This window comes from Streptomyces sp. NPDC059009 (genome assembly GCF_042740175.1).
In the GTDB taxonomy this organism is placed as follows: domain Bacteria; phylum Actinomycetota; class Actinomycetes; order Streptomycetales; family Streptomycetaceae; genus Streptomyces.
The window spans coordinates 131,794-150,896 of the sequence record NZ_JBHYJB010000012.1; the positions used below are offsets into that span (position 1 = coordinate 131,794).

The window sequence follows — 19,103 nt, forward strand, 5'->3', positions numbered from 1 at the left end:
TCAGGTCCCCTCTCGGCGCAGCAGGCTGTCGTGGACGTGGTCGAGCAGCGCTTCGGCGCGGGCACCCGTCCCGGGTCCGTCGGCACAGGACAGGGAGAGCTCGACGTGGCCGGGCAGTTGGTAGGCGGTGAAGAAGACGGGGGCGTAGGAGACGTACATGGGCAGCGAGTAGACGGTGCGGGCCGTGAAACCGGGGGCGGACAACGACGCGGGGTGGACGGCGCCGACGTTGGAGATCACCGCCGTGCAGGGCAGGAGCGGTCCGTGGGAGGCGACCGCGCTGCCCGCGGCGATGGTGCGGTCCGTGACCCTCTCGATCACGGGCTCGAGTCCGCCCGAGCCCAGCTCACGGCGTTCGGCGAGCGCGTCGCGCAGCCGGTCGCGCACCTGCGGCCACGGGCTGCCCGCGGGCACGTCGAGGTAGACGGGGAGGGTCAGGTTGGCGGTGGAGACGAGGGGGCCTCCGCGCCCGCCCGAGCCCTCGCCGTGACCGCCCGGACCCTCGCCGTGGCGGCCCGAACCCTCGCCGTGGCGGCGCAGACTCACCGGGATCACGAACCGGCAGGGGTCCGCCCCCAGGGCGGCGACCGCGGCGGCGACCTTCGCCGCGAGGGCGCGATGGCGGCCGGGTATCGTCCGGCGCCGCCACAACCACAGCCCGTTGGTGGGGTGTTGGGGGACCGCCGGGAAGCGGAGCAGGGGTGAGGCGCAGTCCGGGGGCAGCGGAGCCTGCCGTGACCGGGGCGGGAACGCGTCGACGACGTCGGTCTCGGTGACGGTGGACCGGGCGGGGGTGCCCGGCTCGCCGCGCAGGGCGGCGAAGACGTTCGCGGCCCAGGTGAGGACGCCCTGCCCGTCCATGACCGCGTGAAAGGCGCGGAAGACGACGGTGTCCGCCGCCCTCCCGGCGAGCAGGACCTCGCAGTTGGGCCCGGTCGACGCGTGGAAGGGGGCCCGCAGCGCGGGGTGTTCGAAACGCCGGCCGTCCACGGCGTCCGCGACGCGTCGCACGGCCGGTTCCGGCCCCGTGTCGACCCAGGCCCGGCCGCGCCGCACCACCCGGGCCCCGGGGCAGTTCAGCGAGGCAGCCGCCACGGCGTCGGTCAGGGCCGCCGCGTCGAGGCTGCCGGTGCCTTCGACCACGAGTTGGATGGCCATCGGCGGGGTGGCCAACGCCCGGGCGACGTAAAGGCGTTCGGTGGGAGAGATCCTGCGGACGTACATGTCACCACCGCCCCGCTCGGTCGACCACGGCTCGGTCGACCACGGCTCCCTCTATCGCTCCTCGGCCGCTCACCGCTCGGTCCATCGCTCCTCGGCCGAGCGCCCCTCCACCGACCACCGCTCGGTTCATCGCCGCTCGACCGACCACCGCTCCCTCGACCGCCCCTCCACCAACCGCTACTCGGTCAGCCGCCCATCCGCCGACCGCCCCTCCACCGACCACCGCTCGGTCAATCGCCGCTCCGTCGACCACCCCTCCACCGACCACCGCTCCCTCGCCCCTCACCGGCAACGGCCCCTCCGCCGCGACGGCGAGATGAAGGCACGGCTCGATCCGCGAGCTGCGCACCCACCAGCCGTCCCCGGCCGCCCGCCAGCCCGGACGCCACGGGGGCAGCGGCACCCGGGTGGGCCTGCTGCCCGCCCGGCCCTGGGCCTTGAGCAGCGCCTCGACCTCGGCCCACTCCCGGATGCCGACGGGCGCGCCCACGACGGTGGCCAACCACCGCAGTGCCGCCGGGCGTTGCCGGTCCTCCTGGATGTCCACGCCGATCCAGCTGCCCTCGGCCATGGCCGCCGCGCCGACGGCACCCGTGTGCGACACCGAGCCACGCCAGTCGGACGCGGGCCAGTGCCAGCGCCCGTCCGGGCACCTCGACGGCCTGCCCCGGCCGAGCGCGGTGAGCAGGGCCCGCCCGGAAGGGCTGGCCGGCCGCCCGAAGTGGTCCTTCGGGGTGGCGGTGCGGGTGACGCTCACATGGATGCCGCTCACATCGGTGCCGCTCACATGGATCCCTTTCATCGTGCGAACCGGAACTTCGGCAGGGCGACGGCGAAGGCCGCCACCCCCAGGCCGAGCAGACAGAGCGAGGCGGGCAGCACGCCTGCCGCTCCGGAGCCGCGGACCAGCACGTCCTGGTAGGCGTTGAGGGCGATGCCCTGGGGGACGTACTCCGCGATGCGGCGCATGAAGTCCGGCATGAAGACGCCCGGCACCATGCAGCCGCCGAGCGCGGCGAGGACGATCACCGTGATCGTGCCGAGGGTGCTCGCCTGCGACTCACTGGTGGCCCACGCCGACAGGAGCACCCCGAACCCGACGGCGCACACGGCCAGGCCCACGGTGACCGGGACCAGCGCGAGGGGATGGGCGCCGAGGTCCATCCCGAAGACGAGGCGGCCGAAGGCGAACATCGTCGCGACCTGGATCAGTGAGACCAGCAGGTAGGGGGCGATCTTCCCGGCGAGGACGGCCCGGCGCGGCATCGGTGTGGACAGCAGCCGCAGGAAGGTCCCCTCGCGCTTCTCCGCCATGATCGAGGCGGTCAGCAGCGTCACGATGAAGAAGGCGTACATGACGGCGTAGCCCGGCACGTTCTGCTGGTAGACCGACGGGTAGGCCGGCTTGGCGCTCCCCTGCGGGGTGCCGGTCGTCGCGTGGACCCGGCCGCCGCTGCTCGCCTTGGCGATGGCCTGCTCGAGCCGGGCGCGTCGGTTCTCGTCGGTGGTCCGCTTCAACTCGCCTTGCAGGTGGGCGATGTTGTACGTGTTGGCGGCGACCGCGTCGGCCGTCGCCCGGATCGCGCCCTGCAGCGGGTCCACGGTCTGGCGGGGCGCCGTCGGGTCCACCACGAAGGACAGCTGCGAGGTCCTGCCCTGCTCTGTCGAGGCGGTGAACCCCGGCGGGATCACGACGGCCAGGCTCGCTGCCCCGCGCCGCACCATGGAGTCGGCGGCGGCCCGGGACAGCGGCCTGTCGCCGGACCCGGCGTCCACCTTGACGCCCTGCTCGCCCCGCAGTTCCCGCACGAGTCGGCCGGCCCCCGCGCCGTGGTCCTCGTCGACGACCGCGACGGTCACCTTCGGGGCGGAGCCGAGGTCGTGGAACGACTGGCCGAGGGCGAGGCTCATCACGGTGATGAACAGCAGCGGCGACAGGAACAGGGTGATCAGGACGGTGCGGTCGCGCACCAGGACGGCGATCTCCTTGCGGATCATGGCGAGCATCACGAACCGTCCCTCAGGGTGCGGCCGGTGAGGTCGAGGAAGAGGGTCTCGACGTCCGGGTGCAGGACCCGCAGACCCCCCACGCACAGGTTCAGCTCGGACGCCACGCGCAGGACCTCGGTCAGGGTGCGCCGCATGCCCTCGACCCGTACGCGGATCGTGGCGCCCTCCACGGTGACGTCACCGGCGTTCCGCAGGGCCACGGCCACGGTGGTCACGCCCTCGGGGAGGGCGGCGAGTTCGCCGGGGTCCAGGGGCCACACGAGGATGCCGCCGCCGAGGGGCGCGACGAGTTCGGCGCAGGTGCCGGCGGCCAGGATGCGCCCGCCGTCCAGGATGACGACGCGGTCGCACAGCTGCTCGACCTCCGGCATGTAGTGGGACGTGTAGACCACGGCCATGCCGTGGTCCGCGCGCATCCGCCGCACCGTCTCGAAGATCTGGTGCCGGCTCTGCGGGTCCACGCCCACGGTCGGCTCGTCGAGGAACAGCAGCCGGGGCCGGTGCAGCACCCCGGCGGCGATGTTGAGGCGGCGCCGCATGCCGCCGGAGTACGTCGCGACACTGTCGCGGCCACGGTCGGCCAGGCCCACCGCGTCCAGGGCCCAGCGCACCGCGTGCGCCCGCTCGCGGCGGGAGAGGCCCTGGGCCCCGGCGAAGAACCGCAGGTTCTGGCGGCCCGTCAGGGTCGGGTACAGGGCGATGTCCTGCGGTACGACGCCGAGTTGGCGCTTTGCGGCCGCCGGGTGTGCCGCGAGGTCGACGCCGCCGACCCGCACCGTGCCCGCGTCCGGGGTGAGCGATCCGGACAGCATGGCGATCGAGGTCGACTTGCCCGCCCCGTTGGCGCCGAGGAAGCCGACGATCTCGCCCTCGGCCACGTCGAAGGAGAGCGCGTCGACGGCGGTGCGCCGGCCGAAGCGCTTGGTCAGTCCGGTCGCCTCCAGGACGTTGCCGGGCGCGTTCACGGAGCGCACCTCGACACGACCATCGCCACGTGGCTCGCGCCGTAGGCGAAGCTGGACACGACCGCGTGCGCCACCGGCGCCACGGCCCCCGAGGACGGCACCAGCCCGGGCACCGCGCCCGGGGCGTGCCCGGTGCCCGCCGTCGCGGCGATCCGGCCGCTGCCCATGGCCTCCAGGGCGGCGACGAGACCGAACCCCCCGGCGGACCCCTGGGTCTCCCCCACCACCGACTTGACCGCCGTGACCGCCGTGCCGGAGAGACCGGCGAGGGTGAGCGCGCCGGCCTCGGCGTCGTCGACCGCCGGGCGGCCGAGCGCGGCGGCGGCGACCAGGTCGATGTCGTCCGGGGTGACCGACGCCGCCCGCATGGCCTGCGTCAGCGAGCGCGACCAGGCCCGGCCGTCGCCGCGCAGTCCGGCGATGCCGCTGAGGTCACTGGCGAGCCCGAAGCCCGCGACGCGGCCCAGCGCCGGAGTCCCCGACTCCCGTGCCTGGGCGGCCGATTCGAGCTGGACGGCCACCGCACCGGACGACAGGACCGTGCCGCCGCCCGCGTAGGGGCGCACGTCCCCGGCGCTGAGGAAGCCGGGGATCTTCACGTGCCCGGCCACGAGGATCTCCGGGCAGTCGTCGGCCATGACGACGGTGATGCGGCGCGCGGCGCCGCGCCGGATCAGCCGGTACGCGTAGTGCAGCGCACCCAGCGCGCTGGTGCCGCCGCTGCACACGGTGGCGGTGACGCCGCGGAACCTGTGCAGGATGGCGACGTGGCCGACGGCCGCGTTGACCACCGTGTTGGGGAAGTGCTTCGGGTTCGCGCCGCTCGCGCCGTGCAGCACCACGCCGCGGTGGAAGCTCTCCACCGGTGTGCCGGGGATCAGCCCGGTGGCGAAGATCAGCCCGGTCTCGTCGGCGACGTGCCGGGGCGGCCTGCCGTGCCGGCGGTGGAGTTCGGCCACCGCCCCGGCGGCGAGCGCGCCCGTGGGGTCCATCTTGCGCAGGGCCGCGGGGTTGATGCCCCGGGTGAGAGCGGCGCGGTCCACGCGGCCGACGGTGCGCGGCCCGTACTCGGGGACGTCGACCGTGTCCCGGTAGACGGGCTCGCCGTCGACGAGCGCGCGGACCAGCGCGTCGTGGGTGACGGCGGATCCGGCGATGCCCGCGATGCCGGTGATCACCACGTCCTGCGGTGCCTCGGCCGGCTCCGCCGATGCGCCGCGACCACGCCCCGAGCCGGGTGTGCGCAGCACCAGAGCGGCGTTGTTGCCGCCGAAGGCGAAGGAGTTGGAGACCGCCACGTCCACCGTGGCCGGGCGGGCCTGCTCGGCGACGATGTCCAGCCCGCTCGGGCTCGCCCCCTTCTCGGTGTGCACCGTGGGCGGCAGCATCTGGTCCCGGATGGCGAGGGCGCAGCACGCCGCCTCCACCGCACCGGCCGCGCCCAGGGTGTGCCCGACCATCGACTTGGTCGAGCTGACCGGTGGCGCGGGCTTGAACAGGGCGGCGATGGCGCGGGGTTCGACCGAGTCGTTGGCGGGGGTGCCCGTGCCGTGCCCGTTGATGTAGTCGACGTCCGCGGCGGCCACGCCCGCGTCCCGCAGCGCGGCCTTCATCGCGCGCAGGGCTCCGCGCCCGCCGGGGTCGGGGGCCGTCTGGTGGTGGGCGTCCGTCGACAGCCCGTACCCGGCAAGTTCGGCGATCGCGGGCGCGCCGCGCCGGGCCGCGCCCGGGGCCCGCTCCAGGACGAGGAATCCGGCGCCCTCCCCCAGCGTCAGCCCGCCGGAGCGCGAATACGGCGAACAGGGCTCCCTGTCCAGCGCGCCCAGGCTGTTGAAGCCGTGGAAGGACAGCCCGGCCAGCGGGTCGACCCCGCCCACCAGGACGGCGTCGGCCTCGTCGGCGCGCAGCAGCTCCAGGCCGTACCCGATGGCGACGGCCCCCGCCGCGCAGGCGTTGGACAGCAGCGTGCGCGGGCCGGTGAGGCCGGTGGCCGCGGCGACGGCGTCGGCCACGCTGTGCAGGGCGTACCCCGTGAGCAGGCGGACGTCCGCCTTGCGCAGCCCCTGGGTGAGGTACTGACGGTGCCAGCGTTCCATCGTGCGGATGGTGCCGAGGCTGCTGCCGACGACGACGCCCACGCGGTCGGGGTCGTAGCCCGCGGCCGCGAGGCGGGCGGCGTCGACGGCCTCGCCCGCGGCGGCGGTGGCCAGACCCAGGCAACGGTCCACGCCGGGGCGGTCCTTGTACGGGGCCTCACCGCCCACCCGCGTCGAGAGCCCTTCGGTGTCCACGGCTTCGACGGGCCCCAGGGCGCTGCGGCCCTGCTTCATCCCCGTCCAGCACGTCTCGGTGTCGGCGCCGAGCGCCGTGATCAGCCCGATGCCGGTGATGACGACGGCCATGTCAGTCTCCGAGCCGCTCGGACCACGACGTCGGCACGACGACGGGCGAGGAGACGGTGCGCACCGGGGTGCCTCCGTCGGCCACCAGGTCGAGCCCGGGGACGTCGAAGGGGGCGTCGAGGACCGCGAAGGCCAGCGCCGGTCCGCCACTGGCTGCCGGTCCACCACCGGCCGGTGCGTCAACGACCGGTGCACCAACGGCCGGTGCACACCACCGCACTTCGCCGACGCGCCGGTCACCGGCGTACACAGCCGTGCCCGGTGCCGGTGCCGGTGCCGATGCCGGTGCCGGTGCCGGTGCCGGTGCCGGTCCCTGCTCCGAAGCGGCGAGCAGCACGGGCGTGAGACCGCGAGCACGCCGGTCGCAGGAAGCCAGCGCGGCCGCCCCCCGGAACGGATCCTCGCGGCCCCAACTCACCAGCCATTCAAGGCCCGCCTCGCGCACCGAGAGCCCTTCGGTCAGCTCGGGCAGCACCGGGTGGCGGACCTCGCCGCGGGCCCGTGCCAGGGCGTCGGCATCGACGCGGCCGCCGCCGAGGGACCGCGCCTGTTCCGCCACCCACGCGGCCGCGTCGGCCGGTCGGGGCGCGATCAGCAGGTAGCCGTACTCGCCGGTGGTGCCGGTGCGCGCCATGACGCAGTCGGTGCCGTCGAGCCGGACGTGGCCGACGCCGTGCAGGACGAGGCCGGAGATCTCCTCGTCCAGGAGCCTCTCGGCGATCCGCCACGAGGCGGGCCCTTCGAAAGCGACGGCGGCATGGTCCTCGGCGGCGTCGGTCACCGTGACGGCCTCGGCGACGCCGCACTCACGGACCGTCTCGCGCACCAGCTCCGCCAGGTCGGGGCGGGACGGGGAGAACAGCCAGCTGGACTCGTCGAGTTCGATGTGGGTGACCACGTCGCGGATCGCGCCGTCCTCCTCCAGGACGAGGCTGTCGCGGACGGTGTCGGGCTCCACATAGGCGCTGTCGCGGGCGAGGAGCCGGGCCAGCACGTCGGCCCGCTCCATGCCCTCGATCCGGACGAGGCTCGCGTACGGGGTGCACCAGCCGACGGAGGTGCGCAGCAGCGCGTACTGCTCGGCGGTGGTGGCGGTGGTGGTGGTGGTGCGAAGGGTGACAGGGGCGTGGTCACTCATGTGCGGGGCGTGGTCACTCATGTGCGGTCCTCCTGGGGTCGCGTGGCAGCGGCGATCCACCTCTCGGCGGTCGCGGCGTCGGGAAGGCAGCCGACCTCCCACACCGCTGCGGAGCGGTGCCGGGGACGGTTGCGGGTGAGCAGGGCCAGCAGGGGGCCCTGGCGGGTGCTGCGGAAGAGGATGTGCGGGGTGTCCCCCGAGCGGGCGGAGCAGTACAGCCACCGGCCGTCGGCGAGACCGAGGGCGAGGCGGCCGGTCCACAGCTGCCAAGGGGGTTCCTCGGTGACGGTCCACACGCGCCCGCCCGGGCCGGGCACGAGAAGCCGGGCCCGGCGCGGCGCCGCCGGGGTCAGCCAGAGTGCCGACTCCCCTTCCTGCAGGTGGGGTTCGGCGTGCACGCGCAGGCGCAGCAGGGTCCCGGCGGCGCTCGGCCGCGGTTCGATTCCCCAGGACATGTCGGGGGCGTCGAGCCCGTCGGCCGCGTACCGCCACGGTCGGGCGTCGTGCGCGGTGCCCCAGCCGACGCCGTGTTCCCGGTCCTCCCGGACGCGCTCGCGGGTGGCCCAGATCCCGGCCCGCCAGCGGGGGTTGCAGGCGAACGACCCCTGCCGGGGGAACGGGGAGGCCAGCACGGGGCGGTCGGCGGAGCGCCAGGACACCAGGCCGCCGGCGTCCGCCGACAGGATCAGGGTGTCCTCGCCGGCCCGGAGCCTGCGGCAGTCCTTGCCGGTCACCGTGTGCGGTTCCCATGCGGCAGTCACGTCGCATACGGGGGCCGGGTCCCGCGTGGGGACAGGAGGCGCGGGCGGCGCGTGACCGGTCTCGGGCGTCGGCCGGGCCATCGGGCTCCGCTCGGGCGCGCTGCCCGGCACCGCCCGCTCCGGGGTGTCGGCGCGGGAGAACCGCAGGGTGAGGCGGTGCGCGGCCGGTGCGTCCAGGTGGACCACGGAGTCGGTGATCAGCCGGGTGTCCGTACCGGCTTCGCGGTCCACGTGGACGCACCAGCCGTCGGTGGGCTCCCACCAGGCCAGGGCCCCGGCGCTCGGCAGCGACCAGCCGGCGGCGGGTATCTCGGTGGTGTCCGGCGGGCACAGGCCACGCCCGCCGGGCCGGTACTCGCTGCGGCCCTCGTCGCCGGTGATGAGCCAGGCGCCGCGCAGGCCGTTGACGAGTACGGAGCGCACGGTGTCCGTCGGGGTCTCGTTCCCCTCCCACCAGGTGGACAGGGCGAGTTCACCTCCGTGGAGGCGCACCTCCCGGTGCAGGGTGCCCGCCCCGACGTCCTGCGCGACGCGCCAGCCGTCGGCGATCTCGGTGAAGCGCAGCGCGACGGGCAGGGTGCGGCGCCATCCGGTGAGGAACGGCGGCCCGAAGACGGGCCACGTCATGGTCAGGACCGGCCCGGTCCACCGGTCGTGGCGGACCCGCAGCAGTCCGGTGCGCGCGCAGATGCCGAAGCTCAACTCGCCGTCGCGGCGCCCGCGTTCGGGCGCGGCGGCGGGCGCGGGGGCCGCGGGCGGCAGCCGCTCGGGGTCCGCGCCCTTGCCGAGGGCGCAGAAGAGGACCTCGCCGCTGTCCGGGTCCAGGAGCGCCCTGAACTCGACGCCGGAGACGACGACTTCGGTACGCAGCACCCGGCGCCCTGCGACCACTTCCGTGTCGTCCGCGAGGCCGCGCCGGGCGGGATCGCCCACCAGGTAGCGCAGGACGGCGCCGGTGCGTGCCGTGTCCGGCACCAGGTGGCCGTACTCCTCGGCCAGCCGGGAGCGCAGCCGCAGCAGGTGGTTGACGAGTTCCACGTTGCCGTCCTCGCCCGCCTCCAGCGGGCCCGTGAGGGTGCACCCGAGCTGCCGGTAGAGCGGGAACGCCTGCCGGTTGCACGGGTTGGCGGTCAGGCGGAGCACCTCGACGCCGCGCTGGATCAGCCGGCGCAGGGCGGTCACGAACAGTTCGCCGGTGAGGGATCCGCCGCGCACCCGGGGGCTGAGGAACAGCATGTCGCCGAAGACCTCGTCGGCGGCGACCGGCCAGCGCCCGTTGCCGCGGAACATTCCCAGGGTGCCCTCGACCGCGCCGTCGAGCTCGACCACGAGGAAGATCTCCGTGCCGCGCTCGGCGAGTTCACGGCGGACGACGTCCCCGGTGAGCGGACGTTTCACGGGGTTGGGCACGTCCGTGTACCGGTTGTAGAGCGCGGCGACGTCCTCGGCGTCCGCGTCGTCGTACGGGCGGATCACCGGCAGGGACGTGCGCGTGGGCGGGGTCACGGCCGGCCGCCCTTCCGGGACACCGTCAGCGTTCCCTCGGCGGCGGTCTCGCCGTCCACCGACGCCTTGACCGTCACATGGGTGAGGGGGCCGAACCGGCGCCCCAGGGCGGCCTCCAGGGTCAGCCGGTCCCCCGGCACGACGAGCCGCGTGAACTTCATGTTCCGGATCGCCCCGAGGTAGCCGACCTGCTCCGCCCCGTCCTCCTGGCCGTCGGCGAGCCAGCCCGCCACGTAGACCACGGCGACGAGTTGGGCCATGGCCTCGACCAGGAGGACGCCCGGCATGATCGACTGGTTGGGGTAGTGCCCGGCGAAGTAGGGCTCGTTGACCGTGACGTTCTTGATGCCCTTGCCGCTGCGTCCCGGGTGGACGTCGTAGGCCCGGTCCACGAGCAGCAGCGGCCAGCGGTGCGGGAGCATCCCGCGGATCTCGTCGGCGCTGAAGGACACCGGGGGCGTCGTGCCGGCCGTCATGCCGCGCCCACGCGCGGGATGTCGCCGCGCTCGGTCACCACGAAGTCGGCGATCTTGTTCACGGAGCCGAAGACGGCACGGTCGTCGTCGCTGATGGCGACGCCGAACTCCTCGTCGACCATGACGACGATCTCCAGCGTGTCCAGGGAGTCCAGCTCCAGTCCGCGGCCGAACAACGGCTGGTCGTCACCGATGAGTTCGGGACGCGTCTCCAGGCCGAGGCCGGTGACGAGGAGTTCCTTGATGCGGTGGTTGAGCGCGGCGCGGGCCGTCGCCCGGTCGAGCAGTTCCTTGTACGTGGACGGTTCCTGGTACGTGGACACGGGTGTCCCTTCTCGGGTGGGTGGTGCGAACGGGGTGGGCCGGGGGCGGCGGGCCGGTCATGTCGGCTGCCGGGGCGGCGGGTTCAGACAGTCATGCCGCCGTCGAGGACGATGACCTGGCCGGTGAGATAGCCGGCGGCGTCCGAGGCCGCGTAGGTCACGGCGGCCGCCACCTCGGCGGGGGTGCCGGGCCGGGCCGCGGGGATGATCTCGGTCATGCGGGTGCGGACGTCCGGGGGCAGGCCGCGCCACATGTCGGTGTCCGTGAATCCGGGAGCCACGACGTTGACGCGGATGTGCCAGGGGGCGACCTCGCGGGCCAGGCTCTTGGCGAAGGCGATCATGCCGCCCTTGCTGGCGCTGTAGTTGCACTGCCCGGGGCGGCCGCGGATGCCGCTGGTGGACGCCATCAGGACGATGGCGCCGCCGGTGCGCCGCATGAGCTTCACGGACTCGCGGCTCACGAGGAACGTGCCGGTGAGGTTGGTGCGGATCACCCGCTCCCACTTGTCGAGGCTCATCATCGCCAGGTAGCCGTCGTCGGTGATGCCGCCGTTGACGACGGTCACGTCGAGGTGCCCCCACTCCTCGCGGACGGCCCGGAACATGTCCCTGGTCTGCGTCTCCGAGCCCACGTCGGCCTGGACCACGGCGGCGCGCCGGCCCTTGGCCCTGATCTCCTCGGCGACCGACTCCGCCGCGTCCGTGCGGGTGCGGCAGTGGACCATCACGTCGTGCCCGTCGTCGGCCAGGGCCAGAGCACAGGCCCGGCCGATGCCGCGCGAGCCGCCGGTCACCAGTGCCGTGCGGCGGCGCTGCGGTTCCGTCATCGTGTTCCCTCCTCCATTCCCGCCTCCAGCGCCCGCAGGACCACCCCGACCTCCTGGGGCGTGCTCACCAGCCGGGTCACGGGGCGGCCGGGAAAGTGCCGTGCCAGGCTCACCAGGGGGCGCGCGGGCCCGAGGGCCACGGGCGTGCCGCCCCGGTCGGCCACGAGCAGCTCCATCAGCTCCCGCCAGCGGACCGGTGCGCACAGGGCGTCGACCAGATCCGCTCGTACGTCCTCGGTCCGCGTGCCGAAGACCCCGCGGGTCACGAGCCCGACCGGCCGGGGCGAGTCGGCCAGGCGCTGCGCGGTCGCGGCGTCCCTCCAGGCGTCGGCGACGGGAGCCATCAGCCGCGAGTGGAAGGCGTGCGAGACGTCCAGGGGTCTGGCCCGTGGTCCGATCTGTGCGGCGAAGCGGCGCACCGCGGCGATCTCGCCGGACACGACGCACTGCCGCGGGCTGTTGTCCGCCGCGAGGTCGAGGCCCTCGCCCCGCGCCCGGGCCAGCAGGTCGCCGCGCTGCTCGGGTCCCGCGACGGCGAGCGCGCACATGCCGCCGCGCCCGGGCGCCGAGGCCATCAAGGTGCCGCGCAGCCGTACGAGCCGTACCGCGTCGGCCAGCTCCACCCGGCCGGTGGCCACCACGGCGGCGACCGCGCCCACGCTGTGCCCGGCCGCGGAGGCGAGGGTCACGCCCCGCCGCTCGAGCACCCGCCAGGTGGCGAGGGCGGCGGTCAGGAGCGCGGGCTGGGCGTTCTCGGTGGCCGCGAGGAGCTGCGGCGGCGCGTCCCAGCACAGGGTCCGCAGGTCGATGCCGAGCTCCTCGGACGCCTCCTCGAACACCGCGTCGGCCTCGGGGAAGGCCCGGGCGAGGCCCCGCGCCATGCCGGGGGTCTGTGCGCCCTGGCCGGGGAACAGGGCGTGGACCGGCATCACGGGGCCGTCACCGCCTCGGCCGGGCCGCTCTCCCGGAGGGCGTCGGCGCCGAAGGTGTCGCGCACCCAGGTGTCGGAGTAGATGGTCTCCAGGTAGCGGTCGCCGTCGTCGGGGAAGATCAGCACGCAGACGGATCCCGAGGGCAGGCGCGGGCCGAACGACTCGAAGGCCGCCGTGACCGCTCCCGAGGAGCCGCCTGCCATGATCGCCTCGCTCCGGACGAGGGCCCGGCAGGCCCGGACGCACTCCACGTCCGAGACGTGCACGACGGCGTCGGCGTCGGTGGGGTGGAACAGGGCCGGGCGTATCGCGGCGCCGTGACCGGGGATCAGCCGCTCGCACGCGACGCGGCTGCCGAAGATGGCGCTGCCCACCGCGTCGACCGCGACGATCCTGGTCGGCAGCGCGTGCCGGCGGATGTAGTCGGCGCAGCCGCGCAGGGTGCCGCAGGAGCCGGTGGCCACGAACAGGTAGTCCACGCGGTGCCCGTCGACCGCCGTCAGCACCTCTTCGAAGGTGGCCGCGTGCGCTCTCGGGTTGAGGGGGTTGGCGTACTGATTCGGCCAGTACGCCCCGGGGACGGTGGCCACCAGCTCACGGACCCGGCGCAGCCGGCTCGGCAGATACTGGCCGCTGTCCGGGTCGGGCTCGCAGACCTGCTCGATCCGGGCCCCGAAGGCGCGCAGCCGCGCCAGGGTGTGCCGCGGGGTGTGGGCGTCCACGACGGCGATGAAGTCCAGTCCGTGGAACCGGCACAGCTGCGCGAGGCCGATCGCCAGATTCCCCGAGCTCGACTCGACGACCGTCGACCGCCCGGGCACCAGCTCTCCCTCGTGCAGGGCCGCGGCCAACAGCGAGTGGGCGACCCGGTCCTTGATGCTGCCGCCGGGATTGAATGCCTCGAGCTTGGCGAAGACCTTCACATCGCGACCCGGGCTCAGCCGGTCGAGCCCTATGAGCGGCGTCGAGCCGATGGTTCCCAGGATTCCCGGCGCAATACCGGTCCTCGTGTCCACGCTTGCCGACACGATTCCTCACCTCCGTTCCGTACGGGATTCGGCCTTCCCACAGCGGAGAGCACGGCCGGGAAATCCCGCGAGGCAGGCAAAGTTTCGCCAATGATTAGGCAAACCCGACTCCCCTGTGAACTCTCGCTTTCGGATGACTTACTCCCACTGTGCCGGGCGCACTTGGGTACAGGAATCGGGCAACGGGCGAAATTCAAGGGGACGTTGGGAGAGCGAATTCCCGCCCGGACTGCCCAAAGGATGTATACGGGTCTGACCGCTCGGCCAATTTGATCGCCGCAGGCAACTTAAAGCACAGGGACGCCAGGCATGATGAATTGACACCGCGAATTCAGGCCGCCGCATCGACGCAGAAGAACCACCGCCCGCCCCACGACGCAGAAGCACCGCCACCCGCTCCACGACGCACGAGGAAGACGGCCGTGAGGCAAGCTGACAGGACATCGACGATCACGCCCCACGACAGCACGCACATCACCAGAACAGACCTCGGCCTCAGCGCCGCCGCCACGCTGCTGGGCGTCGCGGACGCGTACGCGACCCGGGGCGTGGCGGACTTCGGCGTCCTCGCCGGGCGCTTCGGCGACGAGCTGACGACCGCTGTCGTCCTCGGAGTGCTGCTGCTGTTCCGGCGGCGCTTCCCCCTGACGGTGGCCTGGGCCGCCGTCGTCGGCGACATCGTCGCCTTCGCCCCGTTCCCGCTGGCCGTCGCGCTCTTCACCGTGGCCGCCAAGTGCCGTTCCAAGGTCTGGACTTGGGGCACCGTCGCCGCGGCCACGATGGTGCACACGGCCCTCGTCGGTATCTGGGGCGTCGACGGCATCAGCCGGATCACCGCCCAGCTCCTCGGCTTCGTCGCGGGCCCCGTCACCGCCGGCATGCTCGTCCGCACCCGCCGGGAGATGGCCGCCCGCACCGCGGAACAGGCCCGCCAGCGGGCCCGTACGCAGGAACGGGCCCGCATCGCACGGGAGATGCACGACGTGGTGACCCACCAGGTCACCCACATGGTGCTGCGGGCGGGAGCCCTGGAACTCACCGCGGACCGGGGCAGCGCCTGGGTGGCCCGCGAGGCCGCGGCGATCGCACAGACGGGGCGCCGTGCGGTGGACGAACTCCACGAGGTCCTGGGGGTGTTGACGATGCAGCCCTGCCCCGAGGCGACCACCGGAGCGCCGGGAGCGAAGGGAGCGGAGGGAGCTGAGGGAGCGGAGGGAGCGGAGGGAGCGGAGGGAGCGGACACCGATCGCGCGCACCCGGGCGACGCCTCAGCCCCGATGACCGGCGAGCCCGATGACGCGACCGAAGGGCCGGCCGCGGAGACAGGCGCCGGGGCGGCCGCCGAGGCAGCCGGCACCGCCTCGTCGACGCCGGCCACCCCCTCCGCACAGCCGACGCTGGCCGGCCTCCCGGACCTCATCCGCAGCTGGGAACCGGTCGGCACCTACGCCACGCTCACGGTCACCGGCCCCCGCCACGACGACGTCCCGGCCGCCGCGCAGCGCGCCCTCTACCGCCTCGCCCAGGAGGCGCTCACCAACGCGGCCAAGCACGCCCCGGGAGCGGCCGTCCTCGTACGGCTCGACCACCAGGTCGACCGGTTGTCCGTGCACGTCAGCAACGGACCGCCCACCATGGCGCAGCCCCGGCCGCAGCAGATCAGCGGATCCGGGCGGGGGCTGACCGGCATGCGTGAGGGCATCGAGCTGCTGGGCGGCACCTTCTCCGCGGGCCGGACGCCCCTGCGGACCTTCGAGATACACGCCGAGATCCCGCTGTCCACACCCGGCACCGCCGGCGCAGAGGAGCACACCGGATGACCACGCCCCCGATCAGCGTCCTGCTGGTCGACGACGACGCCATGGTCCGCACCCACCTGCGCACCATCGTGGGAACCGCCGACGACATCGAGGTCATCGGCGAGGCGGCGGACGGGGAGGCCGCCATCGCACAGGCCCTGGAGCGCATGCCGGACGTGGTCGTGCTCGACATCTTCATGCCGCGCAAGGACGGCATCGCCGTGACCCGTGCCCTCGCCGATCTCCCCGCGCCACCGGAAGTGATCATCCTGACCACCTTCGCCCTCGACGAGCACATCGACGAGGCCGTGCGCGCGGGCGCCAGCGGGTTCCTGCGCAAGGACACTCCGCCGCGCGACCTGCTGCACGCCATCCGCGTGGTCGCCGCCGGCGAGGCGATGCTCTCCCCCTCGGTCACACGGCGCGTCCTCACCGCGGTCCAGGACGGCGACGACTCCCTCACGCCCGCCGAACGTGAACGGCTCATGACCCTCACCGGCCGCGAACGTGAGGTCTTCTCCCTCCTCGGCCAGGGGCTCACCAACACCGACATCGCGGGCCGCCTTCACATGAGCACCTCCACGGTCAAGCTCCACGTGAGCCGCCTCCTCGCCAAGCTCGACGTCACCAACCGGGTCCAGGCCGCTCTGCTCGCGTACCGCGCGGGACTCACCGCGCCGGACAGCACCGGGCCGAACTCCCGGACACCGTGAGCCATGAGCACGACAATGGACACACGAGTGAGCGAGGCGGACGAGAGGGGAAGACGTGCGGGAGAGCCAGCACCCGAAGGACGTGTCGGACCGGCTGAACATCGGGGTCGCGCACAACGCCCGGGTGTGGAACCACTGGATCGGCGGGAAGGACAACTACCGCGTCGACCAGCAGGTCGGTGATCAGGTCGCCACGATGTTCCCCGTGATCCGGGACGTGGCCCGCGCCGACCGGGACTTCCTCGGCCGTGCCGTCCGCTTCCTCACCGCCGACTGCGGAGTGCGGCAATTCCTCGACATCGGCACCGGATTGCCGACGCTGGACAACACCCATGAGATCGCCCAGCGGATCGCACCCGAGTCCCGGATCGTCTATGTCGACAACGATCCCATCGTGCTCGTCCACGCCCGCAGCCTGCTCGTCGGGACCCCTCAGGGAGCCACCGATTACATCGATGCCGACGTGCACGACCCGGACAGCATCATCGAGAGCGCCGCGGCGACTCTCGATCTCGGCCGGCCCGTCGCGGTCATGATGCTGGGCATCCTCAATTTCGTTCTCGACACCGGTCGGGCACAGGACATCGTGCGCCGGATCATGGCCGCGGCCCCGTCCGGCAGCTATCTCGCCCTGACCCACCCGACCACCGATTCCGAACTCGGTGGCGAAGGAAATATCGCGGCCATGAAGTTCTGGAACGAGAACGCCACTCCGCCGATCACCGCGCGCAGCCGTACGGAAATCGGCGCCTTCTTCGACGGTCTGGAACTCCTTCCACCCGGTCTCGTGTCGTGCCCGCAATGGCGCACCGAGCCTGAATCCGCCGTCGCGCTGCCGCAGTTCGGCGCCGTCGGCAGAAAGCCGTGATCGAGCTACCCCGCTCGCGCACGCCCTACACGTGACCGGACACTCCACTTTCCCTCATCCTGAACCAACAAGATCTACCCAACAGGCGCCGTTATCAGCCCAGTTCACGGTGGGGTGACACCTCGGGGGCGCGGGCGCCGACAGTGCTCCGACGGGCCGTCCTCCCAGGTCACGCGGCATGCCGTCGTCGCCAAGGCGCCGGCGGGGGCGCGCAGTTGGATGGATCCGGCTTCAACGGTTGAGCACAAGTTCCACACATCCCCTCTTCAGACGGGCCGCGATGGTCTATGTTGACCGTGCTTCACATGCGGACACGAGGCGACAAATGATGATCTATAGGTTCGGAGCCCGGGGAGGGGCCTTGAGTGTGGGGAGCACTCAAGGGTTCAGCGGGTTCCCGCACACCACAAGAGTCCGGCAGGCCAAGTGCGTCCGCTGCCGTCGGTCTGGGGTGTGCATGTAGCGCTGCAACAGCCGGGATGTGACGCCCGGGGGCGGGGAGCCCCCGGGATGAGGAACAGCGCGGCGCGGGGGGCGGGGGCCTCCCGAGGGGAGCAACAGTGCGGGGGGCGAGGGCCTCCCGGGGGGAGGAACCGTGTGGAGCAATCATGTCGAGCGCACTGGCGACCTGGGGGGGGCTGTGCAACAGGGGGAATTAGTCAGCCCGTTCCTACCGGCGCGCGGGCGTCCGGTGAACGGGGCAATCACTCAGCCCGCTATCGACTGGGAGCAGCGGTACCGCCGTACCGTGATCACCAGCGATACCGTGGCCACCGCCTTCGTGGTGGCGGCGATCGGCGGCTTCTTCGGGGTCCGGGACGCTGCCAACTGGCATGAGAACTGGGCCTTTCTGGCCTTCGGCACCGAGCTCCTCGTGCTCGGGGCACTCGCGGTGAGCCGGGCCTGGGCCCCGGCCGTACTCGGCCAGGGAGCCGAGGAGTTCCGCCGGCTCGGACGCTCGCTGTTCACGGCGGCGGTCGTCCTGGCGCTCGGCGGGATCGCCCTCACCTCGCGCAACATCAAGCTCTGGATCTTCGTCGCCATCCCGGCGATAGCGCTCGTCACCATGACCGAGCGGTACCTGCTCCGCCTCTGGCTGCACAAACAGCGCAAGGAAGGCCGCTGCCTGAGACCGGTACTCGCCGCCGGAAGTCCGGCCACCGTGCGCGATCTGGTCACCCGCGTCCGCAAGTTCCCGCACCTCGGCTGGCGCGTGGAGGCGGTGTGCACGCCGGACGGTCTCGGTTTCGACGGTGACCAACTGGACGGAGTGCCGGTCGTCGGCCAACTGACGGACGTCGCGGGCCATGTCCGCCGCGACGGCTACCGCGTCGTCGCGGTCACCCCGGACCCGCACTGGTCGCCGGACCGGCTGCAGCGACTCGCCTGGAACCTCGAGGGCAGCGAGGCCGAGATGGTCGTCGCCCCGGTGCTGATGGAGGTGGCGGGGCCGCGGCTGCACGTCGACGCGGTCCTCGGGATCCCGCTGCTTCGGGTCAGCATGCCGATCTTCACCGGGGGCCGCCGGGCCGTCAAAGGAGTCGTCGACCGGCTGGGCGCCGCGGTCCTGCTGCTGCTGTTCGCCCCGCTGATGGCGCTCGTCGGGCTGTTCGTCCTGGTGGACAGCCGGGGCGGGGCGTTCTACCGCCAGCGCAGGGTCGGCAAGGACGGCCGCGAGTTCACCATCCTCAAGTTCCGCACCATGGTCGCGGGAGCCCACGGCGCACGCGCCGAGCTGGCCGACCGCGACGAGGGCGCGGGGCTGCTGTTCAAGGTCCGCCGGGATCCGCGGGTGACCCGGGTGGGAGCGGTGCTGCGCCGCTACTCGCTCGACGAACTCCCGCAGCTGTTCAACGTGCTCACCGGATCGATGTCGCTCGTCGGCCCACGGCCTCCGCTGCCGGAGGAGTCCGCCGCGTACGGCCCGGACATCCGGCGGCGGCTGCTCGTGAAGCCCGGCCTCACCGGCCTGTGGCAGATCAGCGGACGCAGCGATCTGCCGTGGGAGGAGGCGGTCCGCCTCGACCTGCGGTACGTGGAGGACTGGTCGCTCGCCCTGGACACAGTGATCTTGTGGAAGACGCTGCGGGCGGTGCTCCAGGGGCAGGGGGCCTACTGATGTGCGGAC

At 73.2% G+C, this 19,103-nt stretch carries 16 protein-coding genes; 4 read left to right on the forward strand and 12 right to left on the reverse strand.

Features of this window, described 5'->3' with window-relative positions; all coding sequences use genetic code 11:
- The 12 genes from ACFWYM_RS14835 to sbnA form a co-directional block, all read right to left on the reverse strand.
- Complete coding sequence (locus ACFWYM_RS14835; RefSeq protein WP_384835538.1) at positions 1 to 1,224, reverse strand: hypothetical protein; 1,224 nt, start codon at positions 1,222 to 1,224, stop codon at positions 1 to 3.
- Between the two features lies 1 nt (position 1,225).
- Positions 1,226 to 2,011, reverse strand: a complete 786-nt coding sequence (locus ACFWYM_RS14840) for a hypothetical protein (protein WP_384835541.1) — start codon at positions 2,009 to 2,011, stop codon at positions 1,226 to 1,228.
- 11 nt (positions 2,012 to 2,022) lie between these two features.
- Complete coding sequence (locus ACFWYM_RS14845) at positions 2,023 to 3,231, reverse strand: ABC transporter permease (protein WP_384835544.1); 1,209 nt, start codon at positions 3,229 to 3,231, stop codon at positions 2,023 to 2,025.
- On the reverse strand, positions 3,231 to 4,199 hold the full coding sequence (locus ACFWYM_RS14850) for an ABC transporter ATP-binding protein (RefSeq protein ID WP_384835547.1): 969 nt from the start codon (positions 4,197 to 4,199) through the stop codon (positions 3,231 to 3,233). The genes ACFWYM_RS14845 and ACFWYM_RS14850 overlap by 1 nt, the downstream gene beginning before the upstream one ends.
- On the reverse strand, positions 4,196 to 6,601 hold the full coding sequence (locus tag ACFWYM_RS14855; protein ID WP_384835549.1) for a beta-ketoacyl synthase N-terminal-like domain-containing protein: 2,406 nt from the start codon (positions 6,599 to 6,601) through the stop codon (positions 4,196 to 4,198). The genes ACFWYM_RS14850 and ACFWYM_RS14855 overlap by 4 nt, the downstream gene beginning before the upstream one ends.
- A gap of 1 nt (position 6,602) precedes the next feature.
- Positions 6,603 to 7,760, reverse strand: coding sequence for a hypothetical protein (locus ACFWYM_RS14860; RefSeq protein WP_384835552.1), 1,158 nt, complete (start codon positions 7,758 to 7,760; stop codon positions 6,603 to 6,605).
- Positions 7,757 to 10,006: a GNAT family N-acetyltransferase gene (locus tag ACFWYM_RS14865; RefSeq protein ID WP_384835556.1), complete on the reverse strand. Its 2,250-nt coding sequence runs from the start codon at positions 10,004 to 10,006 to the stop codon at positions 7,757 to 7,759. The genes ACFWYM_RS14860 and ACFWYM_RS14865 overlap by 4 nt, the downstream gene beginning before the upstream one ends.
- Positions 10,003 to 10,482: a 3-hydroxyacyl-ACP dehydratase FabZ gene (gene fabZ / locus ACFWYM_RS14870; protein WP_384835559.1), complete on the reverse strand. Its 480-nt coding sequence runs from the start codon at positions 10,480 to 10,482 to the stop codon at positions 10,003 to 10,005. The genes ACFWYM_RS14865 and fabZ overlap by 4 nt, the downstream gene beginning before the upstream one ends.
- On the reverse strand, positions 10,479 to 10,805 hold the full coding sequence (locus ACFWYM_RS14875; RefSeq protein ID WP_384835562.1) for a phosphopantetheine-binding protein: 327 nt from the start codon (positions 10,803 to 10,805) through the stop codon (positions 10,479 to 10,481). The genes fabZ and ACFWYM_RS14875 overlap by 4 nt, the downstream gene beginning before the upstream one ends.
- Positions 10,806 to 10,888: 83 nt before the next feature.
- Positions 10,889 to 11,635, reverse strand: a complete 747-nt coding sequence (locus ACFWYM_RS14880; protein WP_384835566.1) for an SDR family oxidoreductase — start codon at positions 11,633 to 11,635, stop codon at positions 10,889 to 10,891.
- Positions 11,632 to 12,564 carry an ACP S-malonyltransferase gene (locus ACFWYM_RS14885; RefSeq protein ID WP_384835569.1) on the reverse strand — a complete coding sequence of 311 codons (933 nt, stop codon included), beginning with the start codon at positions 12,562 to 12,564 and terminating at the stop codon, positions 11,632 to 11,634. Before ACFWYM_RS14885 ends, ACFWYM_RS14880 begins: the two co-directional genes overlap by 4 nt.
- Positions 12,564 to 13,595 (reverse strand): 2,3-diaminopropionate biosynthesis protein SbnA, encoded by a 1,032-nt coding sequence (gene sbnA / locus ACFWYM_RS14890; RefSeq protein ID WP_384835572.1) that lies wholly within the window; start codon positions 13,593 to 13,595, stop codon positions 12,564 to 12,566. Before sbnA ends, ACFWYM_RS14885 begins: the two co-directional genes overlap by 1 nt.
- A 422-nt stretch (positions 13,596 to 14,017) precedes the next feature.
- On the opposite strand from sbnA, the gene ACFWYM_RS14895 reads away from it, so the two are divergent.
- The 4 genes from ACFWYM_RS14895 to ACFWYM_RS14910 all read left to right on the forward strand — a co-directional run bounded on the left by ACFWYM_RS14895 (position 14,018) and on the right by ACFWYM_RS14910 (position 19,094).
- Complete coding sequence (locus tag ACFWYM_RS14895; protein ID WP_384835575.1) at positions 14,018 to 15,415, forward strand: sensor histidine kinase; 1,398 nt, start codon at positions 14,018 to 14,020, stop codon at positions 15,413 to 15,415.
- Complete coding sequence (locus tag ACFWYM_RS14900; RefSeq protein WP_384835578.1) at positions 15,412 to 16,107, forward strand: response regulator; 696 nt, start codon at positions 15,412 to 15,414, stop codon at positions 16,105 to 16,107. Before ACFWYM_RS14895 ends, ACFWYM_RS14900 begins: the two co-directional genes overlap by 4 nt.
- Positions 16,108 to 16,162: 55 nt before the next feature.
- The gene (locus tag ACFWYM_RS14905) at positions 16,163 to 16,975 is read left to right on the forward strand and encodes an SAM-dependent methyltransferase (RefSeq protein ID WP_384835581.1); all 813 of its coding nucleotides are present in this window, start codon (positions 16,163 to 16,165) and stop codon (positions 16,973 to 16,975) included.
- Positions 16,976 to 17,615: 640 nt separating this feature from the next.
- Positions 17,616 to 19,094: a sugar transferase gene (locus ACFWYM_RS14910; protein WP_384835583.1), complete on the forward strand. Its 1,479-nt coding sequence runs from the start codon at positions 17,616 to 17,618 to the stop codon at positions 19,092 to 19,094.
- Positions 19,095 to 19,103 lie beyond the last annotated feature (9 nt).

Bases quoted from the DNA above. Each gene is read 5' to 3' on its own strand.
- ACFWYM_RS14835 (WP_384835538.1), bottom strand. From the start codon at position 1,224: ATGTACGTCCGCAGGATCTCTCCCACCGAACGCCTTTACGTCGCCCGG.
- ACFWYM_RS14845 (WP_384835544.1), bottom strand. From the start codon at position 3,231: ATGCTCGCCATGATCCGCAAGGAGATCGCCGTCCTGGTGCGCGACCGC.
- ACFWYM_RS14855 (WP_384835549.1), bottom strand. From the start codon at position 6,601: ATGGCCGTCGTCATCACCGGCATCGGGCTGATCACGGCGCTCGGCGCC.
- ACFWYM_RS14860 (WP_384835552.1), bottom strand. From the start codon at position 7,760: ATGAGTGACCACGCCCCGCACATGAGTGACCACGCCCCTGTCACCCTT.
- fabZ (WP_384835559.1), bottom strand. From the start codon at position 10,482: ATGACGGCCGGCACGACGCCCCCGGTGTCCTTCAGCGCCGACGAGATC.
- ACFWYM_RS14880 (WP_384835566.1), bottom strand. From the start codon at position 11,635: ATGACGGAACCGCAGCGCCGCCGCACGGCACTGGTGACCGGCGGCTCG.
- ACFWYM_RS14885 (WP_384835569.1), bottom strand. From the start codon at position 12,564: ATGCCGGTCCACGCCCTGTTCCCCGGCCAGGGCGCACAGACCCCCGGC.
- ACFWYM_RS14900 (WP_384835578.1), top strand. From the start codon at position 15,412: ATGACCACGCCCCCGATCAGCGTCCTGCTGGTCGACGACGACGCCATG.